The organism is Flavisolibacter ginsengisoli DSM 18119, from assembly GCF_900129295.1.
Classification (GTDB): Bacteria; Bacteroidota; Bacteroidia; order Chitinophagales; family Chitinophagaceae; genus Flavisolibacter; species Flavisolibacter ginsengisoli.
The window spans coordinates 48,644-71,163 of sequence record NZ_FQUU01000002.1 but is presented as its reverse complement, the minus strand read 5'-3'; the positions used below and the strand labels follow the sequence as shown (position 1 = coordinate 71,163).

General features: G+C 39.3%; 14 protein-coding genes and 1 other RNA gene. 10 read left to right on the top strand and 5 right to left on the bottom strand.

The features are described from left to right. Positions 1–29: 29 nt before the first annotated feature. The 3 genes from BUA53_RS02410 to BUA53_RS02400 are packed head-to-tail and all read left to right on the top strand — an operon-like array spanning position 30 to position 5,626. On the top strand, positions 30–1,100 hold the full coding sequence (locus tag BUA53_RS02410) for a DUF3667 domain-containing protein (RefSeq protein WP_072833666.1): 1,071 nt from the start codon (positions 30–32) through the stop codon (positions 1,098–1,100). A gap of 3 nt (positions 1,101–1,103) precedes the next feature. Next, positions 1,104–1,874, top strand: a complete 771-nt coding sequence (gene mazG / locus BUA53_RS02405; protein WP_072833665.1) for a nucleoside triphosphate pyrophosphohydrolase — start codon at positions 1,104–1,106, stop codon at positions 1,872–1,874. Next, complete coding sequence (locus BUA53_RS02400; RefSeq protein ID WP_084079764.1) at positions 1,871–5,626, top strand: sensor histidine kinase; 3,756 nt, start codon at positions 1,871–1,873, stop codon at positions 5,624–5,626. The genes mazG and BUA53_RS02400 overlap by 4 nt, the downstream gene beginning before the upstream one ends. Here BUA53_RS02400 and BUA53_RS02395 read toward each other — a convergent pair. From BUA53_RS02395 to rplU, 4 genes are all read right to left on the bottom strand, one after another. Next, positions 5,619–7,283 carry a helix-hairpin-helix domain-containing protein gene (locus tag BUA53_RS02395; RefSeq protein WP_072833664.1) on the bottom strand — a complete coding sequence of 555 codons (1,665 nt, stop codon included), beginning with the start codon at positions 7,281–7,283 and terminating at the stop codon, positions 5,619–5,621. The genes BUA53_RS02400 and BUA53_RS02395 overlap by 8 nt on opposite strands. 193 nt (positions 7,284–7,476) lie before the next feature. After that, positions 7,477–7,671 carry a hypothetical protein gene (locus BUA53_RS02390; RefSeq protein ID WP_072833663.1) on the bottom strand — a complete coding sequence of 65 codons (195 nt, stop codon included), beginning with the start codon at positions 7,669–7,671 and terminating at the stop codon, positions 7,477–7,479. A gap of 103 nt (positions 7,672–7,774) precedes the next feature. After that, complete coding sequence (rpmA, locus tag BUA53_RS02385) at positions 7,775–8,041, bottom strand: 50S ribosomal protein L27 (RefSeq protein ID WP_072833662.1); 267 nt, start codon at positions 8,039–8,041, stop codon at positions 7,775–7,777. A gap of 64 nt (positions 8,042–8,105) precedes the next feature. Beyond that, complete coding sequence (gene rplU / locus BUA53_RS02380) at positions 8,106–8,405, bottom strand: 50S ribosomal protein L21 (RefSeq protein WP_072833661.1); 300 nt, start codon at positions 8,403–8,405, stop codon at positions 8,106–8,108. Between the two features lie 151 nt (positions 8,406–8,556). Here rplU and BUA53_RS02375 point away from each other — a divergent pair, with 151 nt between their 5' ends. From BUA53_RS02375 to ssrA, 4 genes are all read left to right on the top strand, one after another. After that, entirely contained in the window at positions 8,557–10,074 is a 1,518-nt protein-coding gene (locus BUA53_RS02375) for a GH3 auxin-responsive promoter family protein (RefSeq protein WP_072833660.1), read from the top strand. A gap of 61 nt (positions 10,075–10,135) precedes the next feature. Beyond that, a complete protein-coding gene (locus tag BUA53_RS02370; RefSeq protein ID WP_072833659.1) occupies positions 10,136–11,305 on the top strand; it encodes a 1-deoxy-D-xylulose-5-phosphate reductoisomerase in 1,170 nt (389 codons plus the stop codon). 200 nt (positions 11,306–11,505) lie between these two features. Continuing rightward, positions 11,506–12,855 (top strand): RIP metalloprotease RseP, encoded by a 1,350-nt coding sequence (rseP, locus tag BUA53_RS02365; RefSeq protein WP_072833658.1) that lies wholly within the window; start codon positions 11,506–11,508, stop codon positions 12,853–12,855. A 178-nt stretch (positions 12,856–13,033) separates the two neighbouring features. After that, positions 13,034–13,407, top strand: a transfer-messenger RNA (tmRNA) gene (gene ssrA, locus BUA53_RS02360). A 183-nt stretch (positions 13,408–13,590) separates the two neighbouring features. Here the strand turns inward: ssrA and BUA53_RS02355 are convergent. Beyond that, on the bottom strand, positions 13,591–14,466 hold the full coding sequence (locus tag BUA53_RS02355; protein WP_072833657.1) for a hypothetical protein: 876 nt from the start codon (positions 14,464–14,466) through the stop codon (positions 13,591–13,593). 549 nt (positions 14,467–15,015) lie between these two features. Between BUA53_RS02355 and pta the strand changes: the two genes are divergently transcribed. The 3 genes from pta to BUA53_RS02340 all read left to right on the top strand — a co-directional run bounded on the left by pta (position 15,016) and on the right by BUA53_RS02340 (position 21,905). Then, a complete protein-coding gene (gene pta / locus BUA53_RS02350) occupies positions 15,016–17,163 on the top strand; it encodes a phosphate acetyltransferase (protein ID WP_072833656.1) in 2,148 nt (715 codons plus the stop codon). A gap of 61 nt (positions 17,164–17,224) precedes the next feature. Then, positions 17,225–18,442, top strand: coding sequence for an acetate/propionate family kinase (locus BUA53_RS02345; protein WP_072833655.1), 1,218 nt, complete (start codon positions 17,225–17,227; stop codon positions 18,440–18,442). 157 nt (positions 18,443–18,599) lie between these two features. Continuing rightward, positions 18,600–21,905: a WD40/YVTN/BNR-like repeat-containing protein gene (locus BUA53_RS02340; protein ID WP_072833654.1), complete on the top strand. Its 3,306-nt coding sequence runs from the start codon at positions 18,600–18,602 to the stop codon at positions 21,903–21,905. The last annotated feature ends 615 nt before the right edge of the window (positions 21,906–22,520 follow it).

Below are 22,520 nucleotides of genomic sequence, written 5' to 3'. Positions count from 1 at the left end.
TTTGTAGCTATTTTTAAGAAAAATTTTGCGTGTCCCACCAACAACTGCGTAAGGAAAATAATTGCTTAAACTGCGGAGCCATTGTTAATGATCGATTTTGCTCTATCTGCGGCCAGGAAAATATAGAAACTAAACAGAACTTCTGGAGCCTGTTCACACATTTTATTTATGACGTTTTTCATTTCGATGGCAAGTTTTTCGATACCCTTAAGTTCCTTTTGTTTAAACCCGGTTTTGTTCCCCTGGAATATACAAAAGGTAAAAGGCAAAATTATCTTGATCCTATCCGGATGTATTTATTTACTTCGGCCCTGTTTTTCCTTGTATTTTTTTCTGTAGCTGATCCTGGGGAAGCGATTAATATCTCGAGTCAGCAACAGTTGAGCAAAATAGAAAGATACAATTTCGCAACTTCCGCAAATAAACAACTAAGCAGGCACCCTTCAGATAGTTTGCTGCGCAATCAAATTGATTTGGTATTAGATTCCTCCTATAGCATTTATCTTTTAAAGGACAGCATTGGAACTATTACTGATACTACTTTTCCTGTAATTTATCATGGTCAGAGTTACCTGTTCAGAGCTAAGAAAGAGCGAAGTACTTTTACATCGAGTTCTGGTTGGTTAGGCAAAAAAGCGGTGGAAAAATGGCAAAGATATAAAGAGAAATATGGCGATGATCAAAATGCCATTGTTAAGGAATTGATCCGTTCATTCCTGCATAAAATGCCGTATATTTTATTTGTTTCACTACCTTTTTTTGCATTATTGTTAAAATTGCTATACTTAAGAAGGAAAAACTTCTATTACAGTGACCACGCTGTATTTACATTATACCATTATATATTCAGCTTTTTAATCTTACTCTTATTTTTTATTATCAATAAAATTGAAACTTTATCTGGCTGGAGTTTTTTGAGTACAATCGATATATTGTTGTTTTTATGCGGTGGAATATATTTATTGATAGCTATGAAGAGGTTTTATCAGCAATCATGGAAAAAAACGATAGGTAAATTTGTGATCTTGAATCTCTTCGGGTTTTTAATATTTTGCTTACTTATGTTTGTGTTTATCATTTTTTCTTTCATTCAATTGTAATTAATGGATACCTCCAACTACGGTTTTAATGATTTGGTTAAAATAATGGATGAGCTTAGAGAAAAATGCCCCTGGGATAAAAAGCAAACCATCCATACCTTAAGACAGATGACCTTAGAGGAAACCTATGAACTTACAGAAGCTATCACTGCAAATGACTGGAATTCAATTAAGGAAGAATTAGGAGACCTTTTGCTTCATATATTATTCTATTCAAGGATAGGTTCTGAAGAACAAAAATTTACTATAGAAGATGTGATAAAAGGAATTTCAAAGAAATTAATTGACAGGCATCCACATATTTATGGTGATGTTAAGGTGGAAAACGATGATGATGTAAAACGAAACTGGGAAAAGCTTAAGTTAAAGGAAGGTAAGACCTCGGTACTTTCCGGAGTTCCTAAATCCCTGCCCGCTTTAATTAAAGCAATGCGGTTGCAGGAAAAAGCCAAACAGGTGGGCTTTGAATGGGAAAATAAAGACCAGGTTTGGGAAAAAGTGAAGGAAGAAACTGATGAATTGCATGAAGCTATACAATCTGGAGATCAGGCAAAAATGGAAGAGGAGTTCGGGGACCTTATGTTTTCAATGGTAAACTTTGCTCGATTCCTGGAAATTGATGCTGAAAACGCGTTAGAGGTTACAAACAAGAAGTTTATCTATAGATTTACCAGTATGGAAGAAAGAGCTAAATCAGCAGGTAAAGATCTTCAGCACATGACACTTGATGAGATGGATTCTATTTGGAATGAGATCAAACAACAAAAAGATTGAAGGTTTCTCAATTAAATACTTTGCTTCCTAAACGAACATTGTTATTGCTCGCATTAGGATTGTTACTGCTGTCTTTTATTACTGCCTTTTATTTCCAAATTCAGCCTTCTATTAATTATCAACAAAAAAAGCTTGAACGTTATATTCAGCAACAGGAACGTGAAGCAAGAGATTTGATAGCCGATTCTGCACTCATGCGCAGGTTGGTACTTCAAACTGAATCCTTAGATCAATTTAAACTCGTTGAAGAAAAAAAGTTCGGCTTCTTTCTTTTAGCTGAAACCATATCAGGTAGTCAGAATTTGCTATTTTGGAACAGTCAGAAAATATTACCTCCTGAAACAGATTTTAATCTTAAGGATGGAACTTATTTCCAACACCTTACCAATGGATATTATGTAATTAAGAAAACCACACTTCACCTGGAAGGAATGACTAATAATGTGGTTGCCTATGTATTAATACCGGTTTTAAACCAGTATTACCTGGAAACCGATTATTTAATGAAACGATTTGTGCATGATGAAGAAGCAATTAAAAAGATCTCTTTATCAGAAACAAAAACATCCTATCCCATAACTTCTGTCAATAAAAAAGTGCTGTTCTATATTAAAAGAGTTGCACATACCAATGTTTCCATCACCGATACGATAACTCTTTTATTACGTATCTCCGCCTTATTATTTCTATTGCTCTATCTACACCTCGTAGCTGAAACTATTGTAAAGCGAAGCCGGGCGTATAAAGGAATACTCTTTCTTTTTATTGTTTTGATTCTATTTCGATCCTTACTCTATATTTTCCCCTGGTTGCTATCCTTACGCCAGTTTGAGTTATTCAATCCACTTATTTATGCCAGCAATTGGATCAACCGCTCTCTTGGCGATCTATTGATCAATGCTATTATACTTTGCTGGATCATATTGTTTGCCTGGTTTAATATAGGTCCAGGTGAAAACTTTCCGTCCTTTTTAAAAGGAAAACGTATTTATGTAGCGGGAACTCTGGCTGTATTTATTTTAATATTTTCAACCTTCCAATTAGCAAATGTTGTTCAGGGCCTTGTGGCTAATTCTAAGATATCTTTTAATGTAACCGATTTTTTCAGCCTTGATATTTATACTGTTGTAGGATTAATTGTTCTGGCCCTGCTATGTCTATCTTACTATTATTTAAGCCGTTTGCTTTTCAGGATCATTTATCCGGCTTTTAAAGATCGCCAGGTTTATATATATTTCTTTATTGCCCTTGTAGGTTTATTGTTCTTAACTTTTCGCTCTGGCAATGAGATCGTACTGTTTCATTTGCCTGTATTATTATGGTTGATCATCTACACCTGGCTTGTAAGCCAGGAGAAGTTTCTTATCAACAGATTCAGTGCAACAGTCGCCGGCGTACTCTTCTGGATCTTTGTTTTTTCAGTTTCTCTTGCTGTAATAATCTTGCAGGGAAACAAAGTAAATGAGCTCAGAATAAGAAAAGGTATCGCCGAAAAATATGACCAGCTTTCTGACAAATCCAGTGAGAGGTTAATGAGCTTGGCAATTACTTACCTCGATAACAGGTATTTGAAAAACAATTTCCATCGCTTCAAAGATCAAAACGAAAACGATTATATAAGGGATAGTATCATCAGTTCTAATTTTACCGGGTACAGTAATAGATATGATACTAAAATCTATGTCTTTGATTCTTCATTCAGGGCTATAAATAATAATGATCCTACTACCTATGCTGATCTGAATACTATTTTCACCCTTCAAAGCAAGCCAACTGATATTCCTGATCTTTATTATCATGAAACATCTTTTGATCATTTTACTTACCTGGCTAAAAGACAGATAAAAGACAGTTCAAAAGTTATTGGTTATTTTTTCATGGCATCTACTCCAAGACAATATGGAAATTCTGATGCATTGTATCCAATCCTATTTAGGTCTGTCAACAGGAATGATCCTGAGAACTCACCCATATATTCCTATGCTGTTTATATCAACAATTTGCTGATTACCTCGTCAAGCAAATATCCATTTCAGACCTCCCTAACCAGTGCGCAAGTACCAAGCATAGAATTTGTACAAAGAGATAATAATGGCTTTGATGAATTATGGTACAGGGTTAATAATAGCAAGGTAATTGTCATAGCCAAAAAGAAGGATTCGTTGCTGGAAAGCATCACCCTTTTCTCTTACCTTTTTTGTGCTTTCCTATTCATGGTGGGTTTTCTACAGTTCGTTTCTTTGTTATTGAGGGTAGCAAAAGATTCTAAAAGTTTTAATAATGTATTCCAGGTAAACATTCGCACCCAAATTCATGGCACTGTAATTTTTATTAGTGTACTATCTTTTTTGATCATTGGAGCGGCTACCATTTCATTTTTTATCACACGGTACAACAGGAATAATGAAGATAAACTGAGTCGTACAGCAGGCATCATGGTAAAAGAGATGCAAAAACCAATCAAAAAAACCAATACTATTGATACAATTCGTGTGAGTGATTCTTCTGCCCGGGCGAGTTTACAAAAACTGGTAAATGAGGTGGCTGACATTCATAATGTAGATGTAAATATTTACGATCTTGATGGTAATCTTGAGGTTACTTCTGATGAGGAGGTTTATAAAAAGGGAATTCTAAGCAATAAAATGCATCCCCTGGCTTATTTCCATTTGAATAGATTACGCGAGGTTTTACGGGTACAGGAAGAAAAAGTAAGCTCCTTAAGTTACCTGAGCATTTATACTGCTGTAAGGAACGATAGCGGTTATGTAACGAAATATTTAAACATCCCGTATTTTTCATCACAACTGGATCTGAAACAGGAAATTTCTAATTTCCTGGTCACTATTATTAACCTGAATGCTTTCATTTTCCTTATAGCAGGGGTAATAGCCCTATTCATTACCAACAAGATCACCCAATCTTTCTCGGTTATTGGTGATAAAATGAGAGATATCACGCTGGGAAAAATGAATGAAGAAATTGTTTGGAAGCGAAATGATGAAATAGGGGAATTAGTGAAGCAGTATAATATAATGGTTCATGAATTAGGCAAAAGTGCTGATGCCCTTGCTAAAAGTGAGCGGGAAGGTGCCTGGAGGGAAATGGCCAGACAGGTGGCACATGAAATTAAAAACCCGTTGACGCCAATGAAACTAAGCATTCAATATCTTCAGAAGGCTATCAATGGAAACAATACTAATGTAAAAGAGCTTACAACTAATGTTGCCAATACATTAATTGAACAGATCGATCACCTTTCTAAAATAGCAGCTGATTTTTCTCAATTTGCAAACATTGGAAATAAGAAAATTGAATTAGTTGACCTGCATCACATACTTGGCTCACTGGTAGATCTATACCACGCAAACCCAAGGATCAATATTATTTGGGATAGGGTGGAAGGCAGCATCATTTTGAAAGCTGACAAGACACATATGAATAGGTTATTCACCAACCTGATGGCTAATGCTGTTGATGCCTGCGAGGAGAAAGACAACTGTTCCATACAAATCAAAGAAGAAAGAAGAGGACATAGCATCATTATAACAATAACCGATAATGGTGAAGGGATACCACAGGAAACGCAACCCAAGATATTTACACCAAACTTCACTACAAAAACATCCGGTACAGGTCTCGGGTTAGCAATGTGTAAAAGTATTGTTGAACAGGCCAAGGGTAATATCTGGTTTGAAACAGAAGAGGGTAGCGGCTCGTCTTTTTTTGTTCAGCTCCCAATAATCAGTTAAGACCTTTTACTTTTCTCATTTTAGCAAGGTATGCTTCAAATTCTACTAAAGAAAAGCTACTTAAGTTGCTATGGCTCGTAAGTCCTCCTTTCTGGCCCATAAAAACTCCATACTTAATGTTATGAAATTCCTCAGTGGTATGAGCATCTGGATTGATAGAAAGCATTAAGCCTTTTTCTAAAGCATACTCAATCCATCGCCAATCAATATCCAACCTGTTGGGGTTGGCATTTATCTCTATGGCCACATGGTTTTCAACACAGGCGTCAATGATCGTTTTATGGTCTACAGGATATCCTTTTCTCCTTAATAATAGCCTTCCTGTCATATGACCCATTATAGTTGTATAAGGGTTTGTAATAGCTCCTAATAATCGTTTCATTGCCTTTTCTTCATCCATATCCAGGTTACTATGCACAGAAGTGATTACAAGGTCAAAGGTAGACAGCACTTCATTAGAATAATCAAGTGATCCATCTGTTAGAATATCACATTCAATACTTTTAAAGATCTTAAACGGAGCAAACTTTTTATTCAGTTCATCTATATACTTATGTTGTTCCTTGATTTTTTGTTCTGAAAGACCATTGGCATAATACGCTGCCTTGGAATGGTCCGAGATGACAAGGTATTCAAACCCCAAATCGATTAGCTCCTTAGCCATCTCCTCAATAGTGTAAGCTCCATCACTCCAGTTACTATGAGAGTGGATCAATCCCTTAATTTCATTGGTTTGAACAAGTCCATCAAATCTTTGATCTTTAGCTTTTTCTATAATGCCTGCAGTTTCTCTTAAAAAAGGTGGTATGTAATTCACCCCGGCGTTGGTAAAAATTTCATCTTCAGTAGCTGCGTCTTTTATGGGTTTCCAGGCTTCAAGAAACTCAATACTGCCAGTTGTCTCAAACAATTTTTTATAAAACTCTTTTTCTTCAGTGATAAAAAACCTGATCAAAAGGGTATTGTCAGCATTTAAAATCAGCATATTATCCCTATCGCTGACCAGTTCTATATGTTCATTGATTAAAAAATTCTTCAGGTCTTTGCCTGGAATAGTGGTTACCCAATCCAGTGATTCGATGATTTCCAGTTGCCTGCGAAATGCTCCCGTTATCTCAAGAAGCTTTCCTGCAAACTTGTCTTTCAATTTCGCAGTTAGGGCTTCTGCAAAAGCTTCAACTTTTGCATATAGATACTTTCCTGAGCTTTGCTCCTGGAATTCTATGGAACGTAAAATATTTAGTTGGGTCTTTTGGCCAAAACCTTTTTTCTCTGATATACGATCTTCTTCACAGGCCTTCTTTAATTCTTCTATAGAGTCTATATCCATTTCTTTCCATAGCGTATGGATCTTTTTAGGACCCAATCCTTTTATATTCATCATTTCCAAAACCCCTGCGGGCGTCCTGGCAATGTATTCCTTTAGTTGTACCAGTTCTCCGGATTCAAGCACTTCTACGATCTTATTACCCACACTTTCGCCAATACCCCTGATACTGAATATCTTTTCTTTGGACAACTCTGCCACTTGCTGAGGAAGCTTTTCCAAGGTAAATGCTGCGGAGGAATAGCTTTTTGATTTAAAAGCATTCTCCCCGTGAATGTCCATAAGTTTGGAAAGGAGCGACAGTTGATCGGCAATAAAATAATTATCCATAGTAATTAATGAGTTTCAAATTCCTTGTCTTGCATGTCCTTCCACAAGGGAATAGATTGAATATTTTAAAGGCAAAGCTATGTACTGAAGTTATATATAAAGAGGGAAGATGGATCTCAGGTCTTGACCAGGTAGTAAGTATAAAAGAAAAGTCCCGGTGAACCGGGACTTTCTATAACGCTTTAGGTTATTCTTATTTCTTCTTAGCTGCTGCTTTCTTAGGAGCTGCTTTCTTAGCTGCAGTTGCCTTTTTAGGAGCTGCTTTCTTTGCTGCTGCTTTTTTAGGAGCCGCTTTCTTTGCTGCAGTTGCTTTTTTAGGAGCTGCTTTCTTTGCTGCTGCTTTTTTAGGAGCCGCTTTTTTTGCTGCGCCTTTTTTTGCTGTTGCCATGTTTTTGAATTTTAATGGTTAGTAATAAAAAAAAATTACAATAGTAAAATTATAAAGGAATTTTTAACTATCAAAGTTTTTTCCTAACCAATTAATTCAAACATTATGCCGATGGCTCGGTATCACTTACAGAAACAAAGGTTCTGTTTTGTCTTCCTTTGCGGAATTCAACTACTCCATCTGTCAATGCAAACAGTGTATAGTCTTTACCAACACCAACATTTTTGCCTGGATGGTATACTGTTCCGCGTTGACGAATAATAATGTTTCCAGCAATAGCAGGTTGGCCACCATATATTTTTACACCCAAACGTTTGCTGTTTGAGTCACGACCATTTTTTACACTGCCTTCACCTTTTTTATGTGCCATGGTACTTTGATTTTAGTACTTGAAGATTTTATTTACTTGCTTACATGAAAGGTTTTGACCTTCATTAAGCGATCTCGTTGATTTTAATTTTCGTATAGTGCGTACGGTGACCAAGCTTTTTGCGGAAACCTTTTCTGCGTTTTTGCTTATAAGCAATCACTTTATCACCTTTTACCTGGTCAAGAATTTCTGCCTTGATCTTTACTCCGGCATTACTGAATTTCAGGTTGCCATTGTCATCAGCAAGGATAACATCAGAAAATTCTACTTTATCGCCGGTTTTGCCACCAACGTTTGGTACATACAAAGTCTGGTCTTTTTCAACCTTGAATTGCTTACCGGCTATTTTAATTACTGCGAACATATCGGTTCAAAAATTAGGTGGGCAAAGGTAAGGGTAAAAATTCTTGTAGCCAACAATATTGCACCCGGTAACTTAAAAAATATAGCACGGATTAGCCAATTTAGGATGCCCTTAACCCATTTCTGTATATTCGTGCCGCTTTAAGATTGCCATGAAGATCAAATCCTTTCTTGCGAAGCCATTTGCTTCCTATATATATAGCAAAATAAACAAGGGAATGAATTCTGCCCTGGCGGACCAGGAAAATATTCTTAAAGAACTCTTAAAGGTTGGAAAAACCACGGAGTTCGGTAAAGAACATAAGCTGGAAGGGGTTAATTCTTACGAAGAATTCAAAAAAGCTGTTCCTATCAGGGACTATGAAGAATTTAAGCCATATATAGAAAAGATCAAAACGGGCAGGCACAACGTGCTTTGGAAAGGAAAGCCTATCTATTTTGCCAAGACCTCTGGTACCACCAGCGGAGTTAAATACATTCCAATAAGCAAGGAGTCCATTCCTAACCATATCAATACAGCCAGGAATGCTCTTCTTTGTTATATGGCCGAAACAGGGAACTCAGCATTTTCAGATGGAAAGCTCATCTTTCTATCCGGATCCCCTGAATTGGAGCGTCTGGGAGATATTCCTACAGGCAGACTTAGTGGCATTGTTAATCACCACATACCCAAATACCTCCGGTCAAATCAGTTGCCTTCCTATGAAACCAATTGCATCGAAGACTGGGAAACTAAATTGGATAAAATAGTCGAAGAGACCATTTCGCAGAATATGACCCTGATCAGTGGCATACCACCCTGGGTGCAAATGTATTTTGACAGGCTCCAGGAACGTAGTGGCAAAAAAATAAAGGACTTGTTTCCCGAATTCTCAGTGCTTGTACACGGTGGGGTTAATTTTGAGCCCTATAAGGCAAGGTTATTTGAAAGCATAGGCAAAAAAATAGATACCATAGAAACCTTTCCTGCTTCAGAAGGTTTTTTTGCCTTCCAAAACACACAGAAAGAGGAAGGGCTATTACTAAATACGGATAGCGGGATATTTTATGAATTTGTGCCCGCAGCTGAGATCTTTAATGAAAACCCCACGCGTTTATCCCTGAAAGATGTCAAAGCCGGAGAAAACTATGCACTGGTCATCAATAATAATGCGGGTTTATGGGGTTATAATATTGGAGATACTGTAAAGTTTATTAGTGTGGATCCGTACAAGTTAGTAGTCACCGGCCGAACCAGGCATTTCATTTCAGCTTTTGGTGAACATGTTATTGCAGAAGAAGTGGAACAAAGTTTGTTAAAAGCCGCGCATGAAGAAAATGTGCATATTACAGAATTCACCGTGGCACCCGCAATAGGCCAGGCAGATGGAAAGAGTTACCACGAGTGGTTCATTGAATTTGAAAATGAACCAAACAACTTGCATGACTTTGCCATGAAGGTAGATGACAACCTGAGGCGAAAGAATATTTATTACAATGATTTGATTTCTGGTAATATTTTGCAGCCTCTTAAAATTAGGGTCATAAAAAAGAATGGATTTATAGATTATATGAAATCCTTAGGGAAGTTAGGAGGCCAGAATAAAGTTCCTCGCTTAAGTAATGACAGAAGGGTAGCAGATATTTTAAATAACTGGACTTCCCAGACAGCAGGTTCGCATCAATTATAATTACCCTTTTACCAGAATCCCGGGGAAAACTAAATTTTAATAAACCGATCGCACAAAGCCAATGAGTCAAACTCCACATATAAAACGTATTGCCATATTTGGTTCCACAGGATCCATAGGTACCCAGGCCCTTGAAGTAATTGCCCAACATCCCGATAAGTTTTCAGTGGAGATACTTACCTGTAATGGTAATGATGAATTGGTCATTGACCAGGCACTGAAGTTTCGTCCCAATATTGTAGTGGTAGCTGAAGATCAGAAGTACACTAAGGTAAAAGAAGCACTAGCCAATACTGATGTAAAGGTATTTGTTGGAGAAAAAGCATTGGAGGAAGTGGCTTCTATGGATTGCTACGATATTATGCTGGCTGCCATAGTGGGTTATGCTGGTCTCAAGCCTACACTCAATGCTATTAATGCAGGGAAGGCAATAGCCCTTGCCAATAAAGAAACACTGGTAGTAGCCGGGGATATCATCATGCGTACGGCTGTTGAAAAAAGAGTGCCTGTGATCCCGGTTGATTCCGAGCATTCTGCCATCTTTCAGTGCCTGATCGGGGAGATGCGTAACCCTGTTGAAAAGGTGATATTAACAGCTTCCGGGGGACCTTTTCTTGGACGTAAGCCTAATTACCTGGTCAATGTAAAAAGAGAACATGCTTTGCAGCATCCCAATTGGACAATGGGTGCCAAGATCAGCATAGATTCGGCCACCTTAATGAACAAAGGCCTGGAAATGATAGAAGCTAAATGGCTTTTCAATTTGAGCCCTGACCAGATCGAGGTATTGATCCACCCACAAAGTATTATTCATTCCATGGTTCAATTTGAAGATGGAAGTATAAAAGCCCAAATGGGACTTCCCGACATGAAATTGCCTATTCAATATGCTTTAGGATTTCCCAGGAGGATTAAGAACAATTACCCGAGGACAGATTTCAAAAAACTAAAAGAACTTTCCTTTGAAGAGCCGGATCTTAAAACCTTTAAGAACCTTACCCTGGCAATGGAAGCCTTGAATAAAGGCGGTAATTTGGCGTGTATAATGAATGCTGCGAACGAGATCGCAGTGTATGCTTTTCTCCGAAACAGGATTGGTTTCCTTGATATGACGGATGTTATTGAGCGAACCATGAATAAGGTTGCTTTCATAGAATCTCCAACTCTTGATGAATATTTTGAAAGTGATGGGGAGGCAAGAAGTTATGCAGCGGACATTATAAAGCTGTAATCATCTCCCTAAAAGGGCGTTAAACCCTTTGGCTTACGGGTAGCTTACTTACATTATTACATTGCTATCATTATATTGCACCGCTTTATTGTAAATAATTAAGTAAAAATGAAAGGATTTTCCGGATCATGCGATGGTTGCCTTTCATTCTTATTATAAACGACCGCCAGGCATTCTTTGGTGGGAATTGAAATAGATATATGTATTTATTAGCTACAAACTGGTCTGCTTTCTTTGCCAACGTTGGACAATTTATCCTGGCATTTTCTATATTGGTGGTCTTGCACGAAATGGGACACTTTCTTCCTGCAAAATGGTTCGGTTGCCGGGTTGATAAATTCTATCTATTTTTTAATCCATGGTTTTCTTTATGGAAAAAGAAAGTGGGAGAAACTGAATATGGCCTCGGCTGGATCCCTCTTGGCGGATATGTAAAGATTGCTGGTATGATTGACGAGAGCATGGACAAGGAGCAAATGCAATTGCCTGCACAGCCATGGGAATTCAGGAGCAAGCCGGCCTGGCAACGATTGATCATTATGCTGGGAGGTGTTATTGTCAACTTTGTTTTGGCGTTGGTATTATTTGCCATGATACTTTTTGTATGGGGAGAAGAAAAATTACCTGTCCAAAACTTGAAATATGGCTTAAGCGTTGATTCGCTGGCCACATCAGCAGGCTTAAAAGGTGGAGATATCATCACAGGTATTAACAACAAGCCTTTGGTGTATATGAATGATCTGCCAAAAGAATTGATGCTGGCAGAAAAAGTGGTTTTAAAAGTAGACAGGCAAGGGAAGGATACTACCATAGTAATGCCTGAAGGATTTGTGCGCAAACTCACAAAAAATCAATTAAGGGGTTTTGTATCTCCAAGGTTTCCGGTAATTGTAGATAGTATATCGCCTAAGATTGAATATAAATCAGGTGAATTAAAGAAGGGCGATGTTTTGGTTGGATTGAATAATGATACTTTCTCCTATTACCAGGAATTTGATTCCTTAAAAAAACAGCATAAAAATGAGGTAGTGACTTTAAAAGCGCTGCGTAATGCTGATACTGCACTTGTTGCGGTCAAACTTACTGAAGATGGAAGCGTTGGCTTTTTTCCAAAGGATCCTCTTAAGATATTAGGAATTGAAAAAAAGGGTTATACCTTTTTTGCTGCTATACCAGCCGGAATCAGTTATGGTGTCGATCGTTTAAGTGATTATATCACGGGTATCCGTTTATTATTTACTTCCAAGGAACATAAGGTATCTGATAACCTTGGCAGTGTCATTTCAATAGGAAAAACATTTGGTGGCACCTGGGATTGGTACCGGTTCTGGACCATGACAGCCCTGTTCTCCATTATACTGGCATTCATGAATATTTTGCCTATTCCTGCACTTGATGGTGGACACGCTTTATTTACAATCTATGAAATGATAACCGGGCGTAAGCCAAGTGATAAGTTCATGGAGTATGCCCAGATGGTAGGTATGGTCTTATTGCTGGGCTTGATGCTCTATGCTTTTGGTTTGGATATATGGCGATTATTTAAGTAGGTAATAATTATTAGCAATTCTATTATCACCCATCCTCATTCTTTTCAGTAAATTTGTAAGCTGTTCAAACTAATAGTATCAATTAAAAACTGTTAAGAGTTCAGATGGAATGAAGGAGTAAGCTGTCAACATTTACGACAACTACAAACTACAAACCATAAACTATAAACTCAATCACGGGGGTGTTTGGTTTTGACAGCATAGGTCTTTGAAAGTATAAGCATGCAGTGCGTTGGATAATTAGCACTTTAATCTGAATATTCAAAACAATAAATGGCAATACTCAGTATGCCATGGCTGCCTAATCAGTGATTAAGTAGTCATTAGGGCCGCCGCGCAGGTTGGCTTGTAACCAAGCGCCGCCGCCGACATTAAACAAATACAGGCTGCTGCAACAGAAGGCTGTGACTGTTTGCTTAAGATCATCCAGCTAAGAGGAGAATTGGTTTGTTCTGTTCCGGTTCTTTTCCGACAATTAATTCAGAAATAAGCATGTAGAAGGCTTTCGAAAATCATGTTTGGACACCGGTTCGATTCCGGTCACCTCCACAAATGTTTTATAAAGTCCTTTAAATTTCAAGACCTCAGGTTTTGTCAATTTAAAGGGCTTTTATTTTGCTTTTAGCAGCAATGATTCATTCAGCATTACAATATGCTTGCATTAATTTTTACCAGTAGAGCAGCCAACAAATTTTTTTGCACATTTTCTGAAAGCATTCATGCTTACTTCCTTCTTTATAATGCCTTAACAAAACGGCTGCTAATCCATCCAATATATTTAGTTGGGAAGTTATTTTCTACATAAAAGATATCATTCTTTGTAAAGTATGCTGCATCAATTTGAACAAATAACCATTCTCTTCCTGTATTGTCCATGCGTTTTGCTAAAGCTGTTCCTGTAGCACCTTTTATCAATCTTCCTATTATGTTACCACTGCCGGTTTTTTTCATTTGGTCGTTATCCCAGGGTTGCACAGAAACGTCATCAATTTTAGGAGCGCTTCGCATTTTATATCCTTCATTTAGCACTTCAAAGGCAAACTTCTTTTCAAGTAAACTGTCAGGCTTAATACCATTGTAAATTGAAAGTGCCTGGTATACTTTTTTGAATTTTGGAATGCCTAGTTGGCTGTAGTTAACGTCATAAATCATGTGGCGTTCTATATAATCGTCACAACATCCCCAGTCATCAATATACAGCCTTGACAGTGCTTTGTTTTCCCAATCCATTTTCACAACTCCCTGGAAAGTGAAAAATACTTTTTTATAACCCTGCCGGGTTTTAATGAAAATAGCCACTTCATTTGCCTCACCATCACTTTGCCCCTCAAAAATCACATCTTCTTTTCCATCACCATTCAAGTCAAGGAAATGAAGAACTTTTTGAAGGCTATCTAAATTCAGGAAAGCAACTTCTGCATCTTTTCGTTTGTAAGCCTGGAACTCTTTTGGTGTGTCTTTTATGAACTTGTCAATAATAGGTTTTGGCATTTGTTTTTCAACTTCTTTCCATTGAAGTAGGGCAGCGCTAACAACCGGAAATGTCAGGACCTCCTGTGAGATGGAAAGCGTTGAAATTAGTAATGCAATAGCAGTTAACAGGGTTTTCATAAATTGATACGATAGAGCAACAAAATACTAAAAATATTAGTAGCTTGAAAGCTTGTACTCTGAAAAATTTATCCACAGCTAACCTGAATCGTGAAAATTTCATTTCAAAGGAAAAGCTACCATTATTGTGCAACGCCTATGTGCCGCCTATGTAACGGCTATGTGCCGCCTTTGTAACGGCTCTTTAAAGAGGCGGCACATAGCTGGTGCAAACCCAATTTAAGGCCAGGTTATTTTGGATATAACATGTGATGAGGAGTTATTTTCAATTCCCTGATGCTATTTGATAAGTGGACCGGATGTGCATTTTTAATTGCTTATTGGTATGGCAGGAAAGGTTGGAAGTTTTCGTCAATCCAATGGTGTACCTCAAGGCCTTATAGTGTTTTAACATTGCTTTGCAATCCTATAGGAATTCCCTTGCGTCCTTTGTGCTTTAAATGGAGCAACCCGGTGAGAACCATGACTTTAATCATGTTTCTGTTAACTTGCATCATCCTGTGAAGCCATTTTCTTTCTCAATTTTGCGCCCGATATAAATTCATTGTTATGACCAAAAATGTTTTTATTGCTTCTACTGAGCCCTATAGTGGGAAATCCATTGTAGCATTGGGGCTATTGAATATGCTGCTGGGGAAAGCACAAAAAGTAGCTTATTTTAAACCAATTATCAATCCTGATTTAAAGACAAGAAGGGATGTGCATATAGACACCGTTCTTGAATATTTTAAATTGCCTTTGCAATATGATGAGACTTTTGCTTTTACAAGGCAACAAGCTTTAAAGCTGCTGGAAAAGGAAAGCCAGAGTGAAATGATTGACACCATCATACATAAGGTGAAAAAGCTGGAGGAGGCACACGACTTTACGATAATTGATGGTAGTGACTTTGTGGGTGAAGGAACCGCTTTTGAATTTGAGGCCAATATCAACATTGCCAAAAACCTTGGTTCGCCAGCTATCATTGTTGTTTCCGGGGAAAAAAAGACTACCTCAGATGTGATCAATTCTGTTTTGACAGTACTGCGCAATTTTGAAATGAGGGAAGTGCAGGTAATTGGTGTTATTGTCAATAAAGTAAAACAAGATCAGCTTAAAGATGTAAAAGACCTGCTGCCTTTACAGTTGAATAAAGAGATCATTCTTTCAGTGATACCTGAAGATAAAAACCTATCAGCCCCCACAATGAAAGAAATTTATGAGCAACTGGGTGCTAAGGTGGTGTGTGGGGAAGACCAGCTTACTAACCAGGTAGATAATTTTATAACTGGTGCCATGCAGGTGCCCCAGTTCCTGAACCATATAAAGGAAAACGTGGTGATCGTAACGCCTGCTGACCGGGGAGATATTGTTATCAGTGCTATACAGGCCAACCTTTCCATGAATTATCCTAAAGTGGCTGGTATAGTTCTAACGGTGGGGGGTAAGCTTGACAAACCAGTTCAGCGTCTTGTCGATGGACTGTCATCTGTGATACCTATCATTTCCGTGAAAAGCGGAACCTTTGAAACCACTGCACGGTTAGGAACCATCCATTCACGCATCACTGCAGACAATACTAAAAAGGTGCTCCTGGCTATTGATACTTTTGATAAATATGTAGACGTCAAATCCCTGGAAGAAAAACTGGTCACCTACCATTCCGAGTTATTGACGCCACATATGTTTCAATACCAGATCACCAAAAAAGCAAAGGCTTTCCGCAAACATATTGTTTTACCTGAAGGAGATGATGACAGGATATTGAAAGCCGCTGCACGCTTATTGAACCAGCAAATTGTAAATCTTACCATCCTGGGTGATGCCCACCAGATAGCTGCCTCCATAAAACGGCTTGGATTAAACTTCGAACATACACGCCTGGATATTGTGAACCCCGTAGAGTCACCGTTATACAATGATTATGTTCAGACCTTGTATGAGCTTCGCAAAAGCAAGAACGTATCGCTTGAAACCGCCCGTGACCTGATGACGGACGTCTCTTATTTTGGTACCATGATGGTTTATAAAGGCCATGCGGATGGTATGGTTTCCGGTGCTAATCATACCACGCAGCATACCATTCGCCCCGCCTTACAGTTTGTAAAAACAAAACCTGGTATATCAATAGTTTCTTCCATATTCTTCATGTGCCTTCCGGACCGTGTGGCTGTTTTTGGAGATTGCGCCGTGAATCCGGATCCTACAGCGGAAGAACTTGCAGAAATAGCTATATCCTCTGCAGAGAGCAGTCGCCGTTTTGGTATAGAACCCCGCATAGCCATGTTGTCTTATTCTTCCGGCACATCCGGAGAAGGCAGTTATGTGGAGAAGGTAAGACAGGCTACCAGGCTGGTGAAGGAAAAGAGACCAGATCTTAAGGTAGAAGGTCCCATTCAATATGATGCCGCTGTAGACCCCGTGGTAGGCAAACAAAAGCTACCCAATTCTGAAGTGGCAGGCAAGGCAAATGTGTTCATCTTCCCTGACCTGAATACCGGCAACAATACCTACAAGGCCGTGCAAAGAGAAACAAGTGCATTGGCCATTGGGCCAATGCTGCAAGGGTTAAACAAACCGGTAAATGACCTTAGCCGCGGATGTACGGTAGATGATATATTCAATACCGTGATCATCACTGCCATTCAAAGCCAGGAAAACAGTGCCACTGAATTGCCTGGATCCAAAAAGCCAGTTGAAACAACGGTGTTGGCTTAAGCAGCTTTTAGTAAACTGCTTAATGAAAGACCCATATAACAATAACTGAACGCAAAAAGCAATGAACATATTTATCATTAACTCAGGCAGTAGTTCAATCAAATACCAGTTATTCAAGATGCCCAATACCAAACCTATTTGCACAGGATTGGTGGAGCGCATAGGCCTGGAAAATTCCATCATCACACACAAGCTTTTAAAGGGTGACGAGGAAAAGATCATTCGCAAAACAATGGACCTGGTGGATCATGAAGCTGGCCTGCAACAGGTGGCAGAGCTACTTACAGATAAAGAAGTGGGCGTAATAAAGGATCCACGCGAAATTGAAGCAGTGGGGCATAGGGTAGTGCATGGTGGTGAAAGCTTCGCTTCTACTACTATGATCACAAAAGAAGTAAAGGCCGAGATCAAAAAACTTTTCTCATTAGCGCCTTTGCATAACCCCGCCAATTACCTGGGCATAGAAGTGGCGGAAAAGATATTTACCCTTGCCAAGCAAATAGCAGTCTTTGATACTGCCTTCCACCAGACAATGCCTCCGGTGGCCTATCGTTATGCTATCCCGCAATCTTTTTATAGTGAGAGGGGCATAAGGGCCTATGGCTTCCATGGTACCAGCCATAAATATGTAACAGCAAAGACCCTGCAATATTTAAAAAATGATAAAGCAAAGATCATTACCATCCACCTTGGTAATGGCTGTAGCATGACGGCTGTTAATGCAGGCGTGTCAATAGACACCAGTATGGGGTTTGGTCCGCTGAATGGTTTGATCATGGGTACCCGTTCGGGTGATATAGATCCGTCAATTATTTTTCATTTGGTAAACCAGTTGGGTTACAGCCTTGACCAGGTAAACAACTTGCTGAACAAACAAAGCGGGATGATGGGCCTCACCGGGTTTAGCGATATGAGAGATATATTGAAAGGAATTGCAGCGGGTAATGAACAGGCAGAGTTGGCCTATGACATGTATGCTTACCGCATCAAAAAATATATAGGTTCCTATGCAGCTGTGCTCAACGGGCTTGATGCCATAGTGTTTACTGCAGGTGTAGGTGAAAATGATTGCGCTATTCGTCAGATGATCTGTGCTGAGATGGATTTCCTGGGCATTAAACTAGATGAAGAGAAAAACAAGGTCCGTTCAGCAAGCCTTAGAGAGATCAATACAGATGATTCTCCTGTAAAGATATTGGTGGTGCCTACCAACGAAGAATTAGAGATCGTTGAGCAATGCTTTGAATTAATAGAAAAGCAGCCCTCGGTCTTATCATAACATAATCATTCTACTCACAGGGTTAATATAAATGGCCCCCTATACTTTGACTATTTATGAAGGAGAGGGGGCATTAATTTAGAGGCGTCATTAAATTGATTACTGGTCAAGGTTTCTGCTGTATCTTCCTGACTCAATTTTATAATAAACCTTGCATATGCGATCTGCTTTAACTGGCTTCAGTTTCCTCGTAATTTCGTTTACTTCTCTTAGTGTCTACGCTCAAAAAAAACAATCAAACCCCTCCCAAAAGTCCCAGGGACAGGAGGTTTTGAGTTCAGCTACATTGAATGGCCTCAAATTCAGGAATGTAGGCCCAGCTATCACATCCGGAAGAATTGCCGACCTGGCGGTAAATCCACAGAATCACAATGAATATTATGTGGCTGCTGCAGCAGGAGGTGTATGGAAAACTACCAATGCAGGTATTACCTATACGCCTGTGTTTGACAATGAGGGTTCTTATTCTATAGGTTGTGTTGTCATCGATCCTTCTAATCCAAATATTGTTTGGGTGGGTACTGGTGAAAGCAATAACCAGCGCAGTGTGGATTATGGTGATGGTGTATACAGGTCGGATGATGGTGGCAAAAGCTGGAAAAATGTTGGTCTTAAAAGTTCAGAACATATTGGCAGGATCGTCATTGATCCAACTAATTCCAATATTGTTTACGTGGCAGCTTATGGCCCTTTATGGTCTTCAGGTGGTGAAAGGGGCATATATAAAACCACAGATGGTGGAAAAACCTGGAAGAACATTTTATCCGTTAGTGAGAATACAGGCTTCAACGAGATCCATATGGATCCCAGGGATCCTAATGTTTTGTATTCCGCCGCTCACCAAAGACAGCGGAAAGTATATATGTATGTAGGTGGAGGTCCTGAATCGGCATTATATAAAAGCACCGATGCCGGCGCTACCTGGAATAAGATCATGAGTGGCATGCCTAAAGGTGATATTGGCAGGATAGGATTATCTATTTCTCCTGCCAACCCGGATGTAATTTATGCTATTGTGGAAGCCTCGGATGGTGCAGGATTGTATAGAAGCAATGACCGGGGATCCAGTTGGGAAAAGCAAAGCACGTATTCAACTGCAGGTAATTACTATCAAAGGCTTTTTGCGGATCCAAAGAATGTCAATAAGCTCTATGCCATGAATGTATATGCAGGAGTGAGTCTTGATGGTGGTAAAAGCTTTAAGATGGTGGGAGAAAAAAGTAAGCATATCGACAACCATGTGCTTTGGATAGATCCCTCCAATACAGACCATTTACTGGAAGGCTGTGATGGGGGATTATATGAAAGCTTTGATGGGGCAGCCAACTGGCAATTCAAACCCAATCTTCCCGTCACACAGTTTTATAAGGTGACCACAGATAATGGTGAGCCTTTTTACCATATACATGGCGGAACGCAGGATAACTTCAGTATAGGTGGTCCCTCAAGAACGTTGAGTAACAACGGCATCTTTAGTTCTGAATGGTATTTCACCAGCATTGGCGATGGTTTTGAAACACAGGTGGACCAATCAGATCCAAATATCGTTTATGCCCAGTCGCAATACGGAGGCCTGGTAAGATACGACCGCAAGAGCGGAGAGTTCTTTGACATCAAGCCTATTGAAATGAACGGTGAAGCTGCTAACAGGTGGAATTGGGATGCTCCGCTGCTGATCTCACAATTTGATAACAAACGCCTTTATTTTGCTGCCAACAAAGTGTACCGCACAGATGACCGAGGCAATTCATGGAAAGTAATCAGCCCTGACCTGTCCCGCCAACTTGATCGCAATAAGCTGAAAATAATGGGAAAGGTTTGGAGCGTAGATGCGGTGGCGAAAAACCAATCAACTGATGTCTATGGTAATGTAACCACCCTGGCAGAATCAAAGCTTGATCAAAACATTTTATATGCAGGCACAGATGATGGCCTGATACATATTACTTCGGATGGTGGAGCAACATGGACAAAAGTTGATGCCGATAAGATTCCTGGTGTTCCTGAAAAGACCTATGTGAACCAATTGATCGCTTCGCAGCATGACAGGAATACTGTTTACGCTACATTCAACCATCACCGGTATGGCGATTTTCATCCTTATGTTTACCGCAGCAGGGATGGGGGCAAAACATGGGTAGCTATTCAAAATAATTTACCTGCCAGGGGCACTGCCTATACAATAGCGGAAGATCATGTTGATCCCGATCTGTTATTTGTAGGTACTGAGTTTGGTGTGTACTTCAGCAATAACGGGGGGCAAAGCTGGACTCAATTAAAAGGAGGCTTGCCAACCATTGCCGTGCGTGATATGGAAATTCAGAAAAGAGAAAATGACCTTGTACTGGCAACATTTGGAAGAGGCTTTTATGTTTTGGATGATTATTCTTCCTTAAGAAACCTTAAGAAGGAAAACCTGGAAAAGGCAGCCATGATCTTCCCGGTAAAAGACGCATTGATGTATGTGCCTTCAACACCATTGGGCGTGAGGGGCAAGGGCTTCCAGGGTGAAAGTTTTTACACAGCGCCTAATCCACAGGTTGGTGCTGTTTTTAATTATTACCTGAAAGAAGATCTGAAAACATTAAAGGAGAAAAGAAAGGAAGTGGAAGCAGATAAGATAAAGAGAGGGGATGCCCCTTACTATCCTTCAACCGATAGCCTGCGATTAGAAGACCGCCAGCCGGCACCTCATTTGCTGTTCATTGTATCAGACGAAAATGGCAATGTAGTGAGAAGGATAAAGGCACCAGGTAAAAAAGGATTCAACCGAATTGTTTGGGACCTTCGCTATGCACCTTATGGACCAATTGACCTTACACTTTTTGATGAATCCTTTGTATTTAGCGATAAAGAAAAAGGATACCTGGCCATGCCTGGAAATTATAAGGTGTCTCTTAGTAAGTTTGAAGATGGCAGTTATACAGAATTGGTGCCTGCACAGCCATTCAAGGCAGTGGCATTACACACAGGTGCCTTGCCGGTAGCCGACAGGAAACAGGTTGATGTATTTAGTAAAAAGGTAGCGGAATTGAGAAGAGTGGCGGCCGCTGCAGACCAATACCGCGAAGAATTGGCCAACAAAATAAAGTACATGAAGGAAGCTGTAATTCAAACGCCTGCATTACCTCTTACAGTTTCTAAAAATATATATGACCTTGAAAAGAGATTAACAGAAGTCAATGACCAGCTCAACGGGGATGATGTGCTCTCCAAAAGAGAGTTCGAAACATTGCCATCTTTGAATGGTCGTATCAATAATATTATTGGGGGATTGTGGGGAACAACATCAGCTCCATCCAATACGTACCTGCAATCTTATGAATTGGCGGTGAAAGATTTTGTTTCGGTTTTATCAGAATTGAAAGCCATTGGTGCAGATGTCAAAAAGCTGGATGATCTGATGGAAAGATCAGGTGCTCCTTACACACCTGGAAGGGTGCCTGTTTGGAATGGTAATTAATATCAATTGTTGTTTATAAAAAAGAGGTTATCTCAGGTTGAGATAGCCTCTTTTTTTATTGCAAGGTTTTACATTTAAGAGCAACCCCATTGAATCAATAGCTGGAATCGGAAATGTTTTCAATCCTAGTCATATCCCTTAACGCATTTGGTAGGTAGATAAGAAATATAACCTATCAAAAGGATACTGTTGATACACCACCTTGATTGATTGTAAAAATTATAAGGTTTGATGCAAATGATTTAATAAGTCGGGGCAGTAAAGAGAGGCAAAATGAATCTGGCATGCTTTACCATTAACCATTAAGCCATCTTTGATGGTTCTTTCCTGCCATTACTAGAATGTCACCCACCAGGCGTACCTATGGCACGCTGTTTCTTAATGAACTATAATCTGCTACCGACGAGATGTCCCTATGGGACATGAAGAGAACTTACTCGTTTTGCCATATATTCCAACGAATAAGCAGCAACCCTTATCATGTCCCGTAGGGACATTTGGTGGGTAGATGAGAAATAGAAACGATGATTAGCGTGCCGTAGGTACGCCTCGTGGGTTAATTTTCTATTTAAAAGAGAAATCGCATTCCATTATAATGAAATGAATATTGAACCT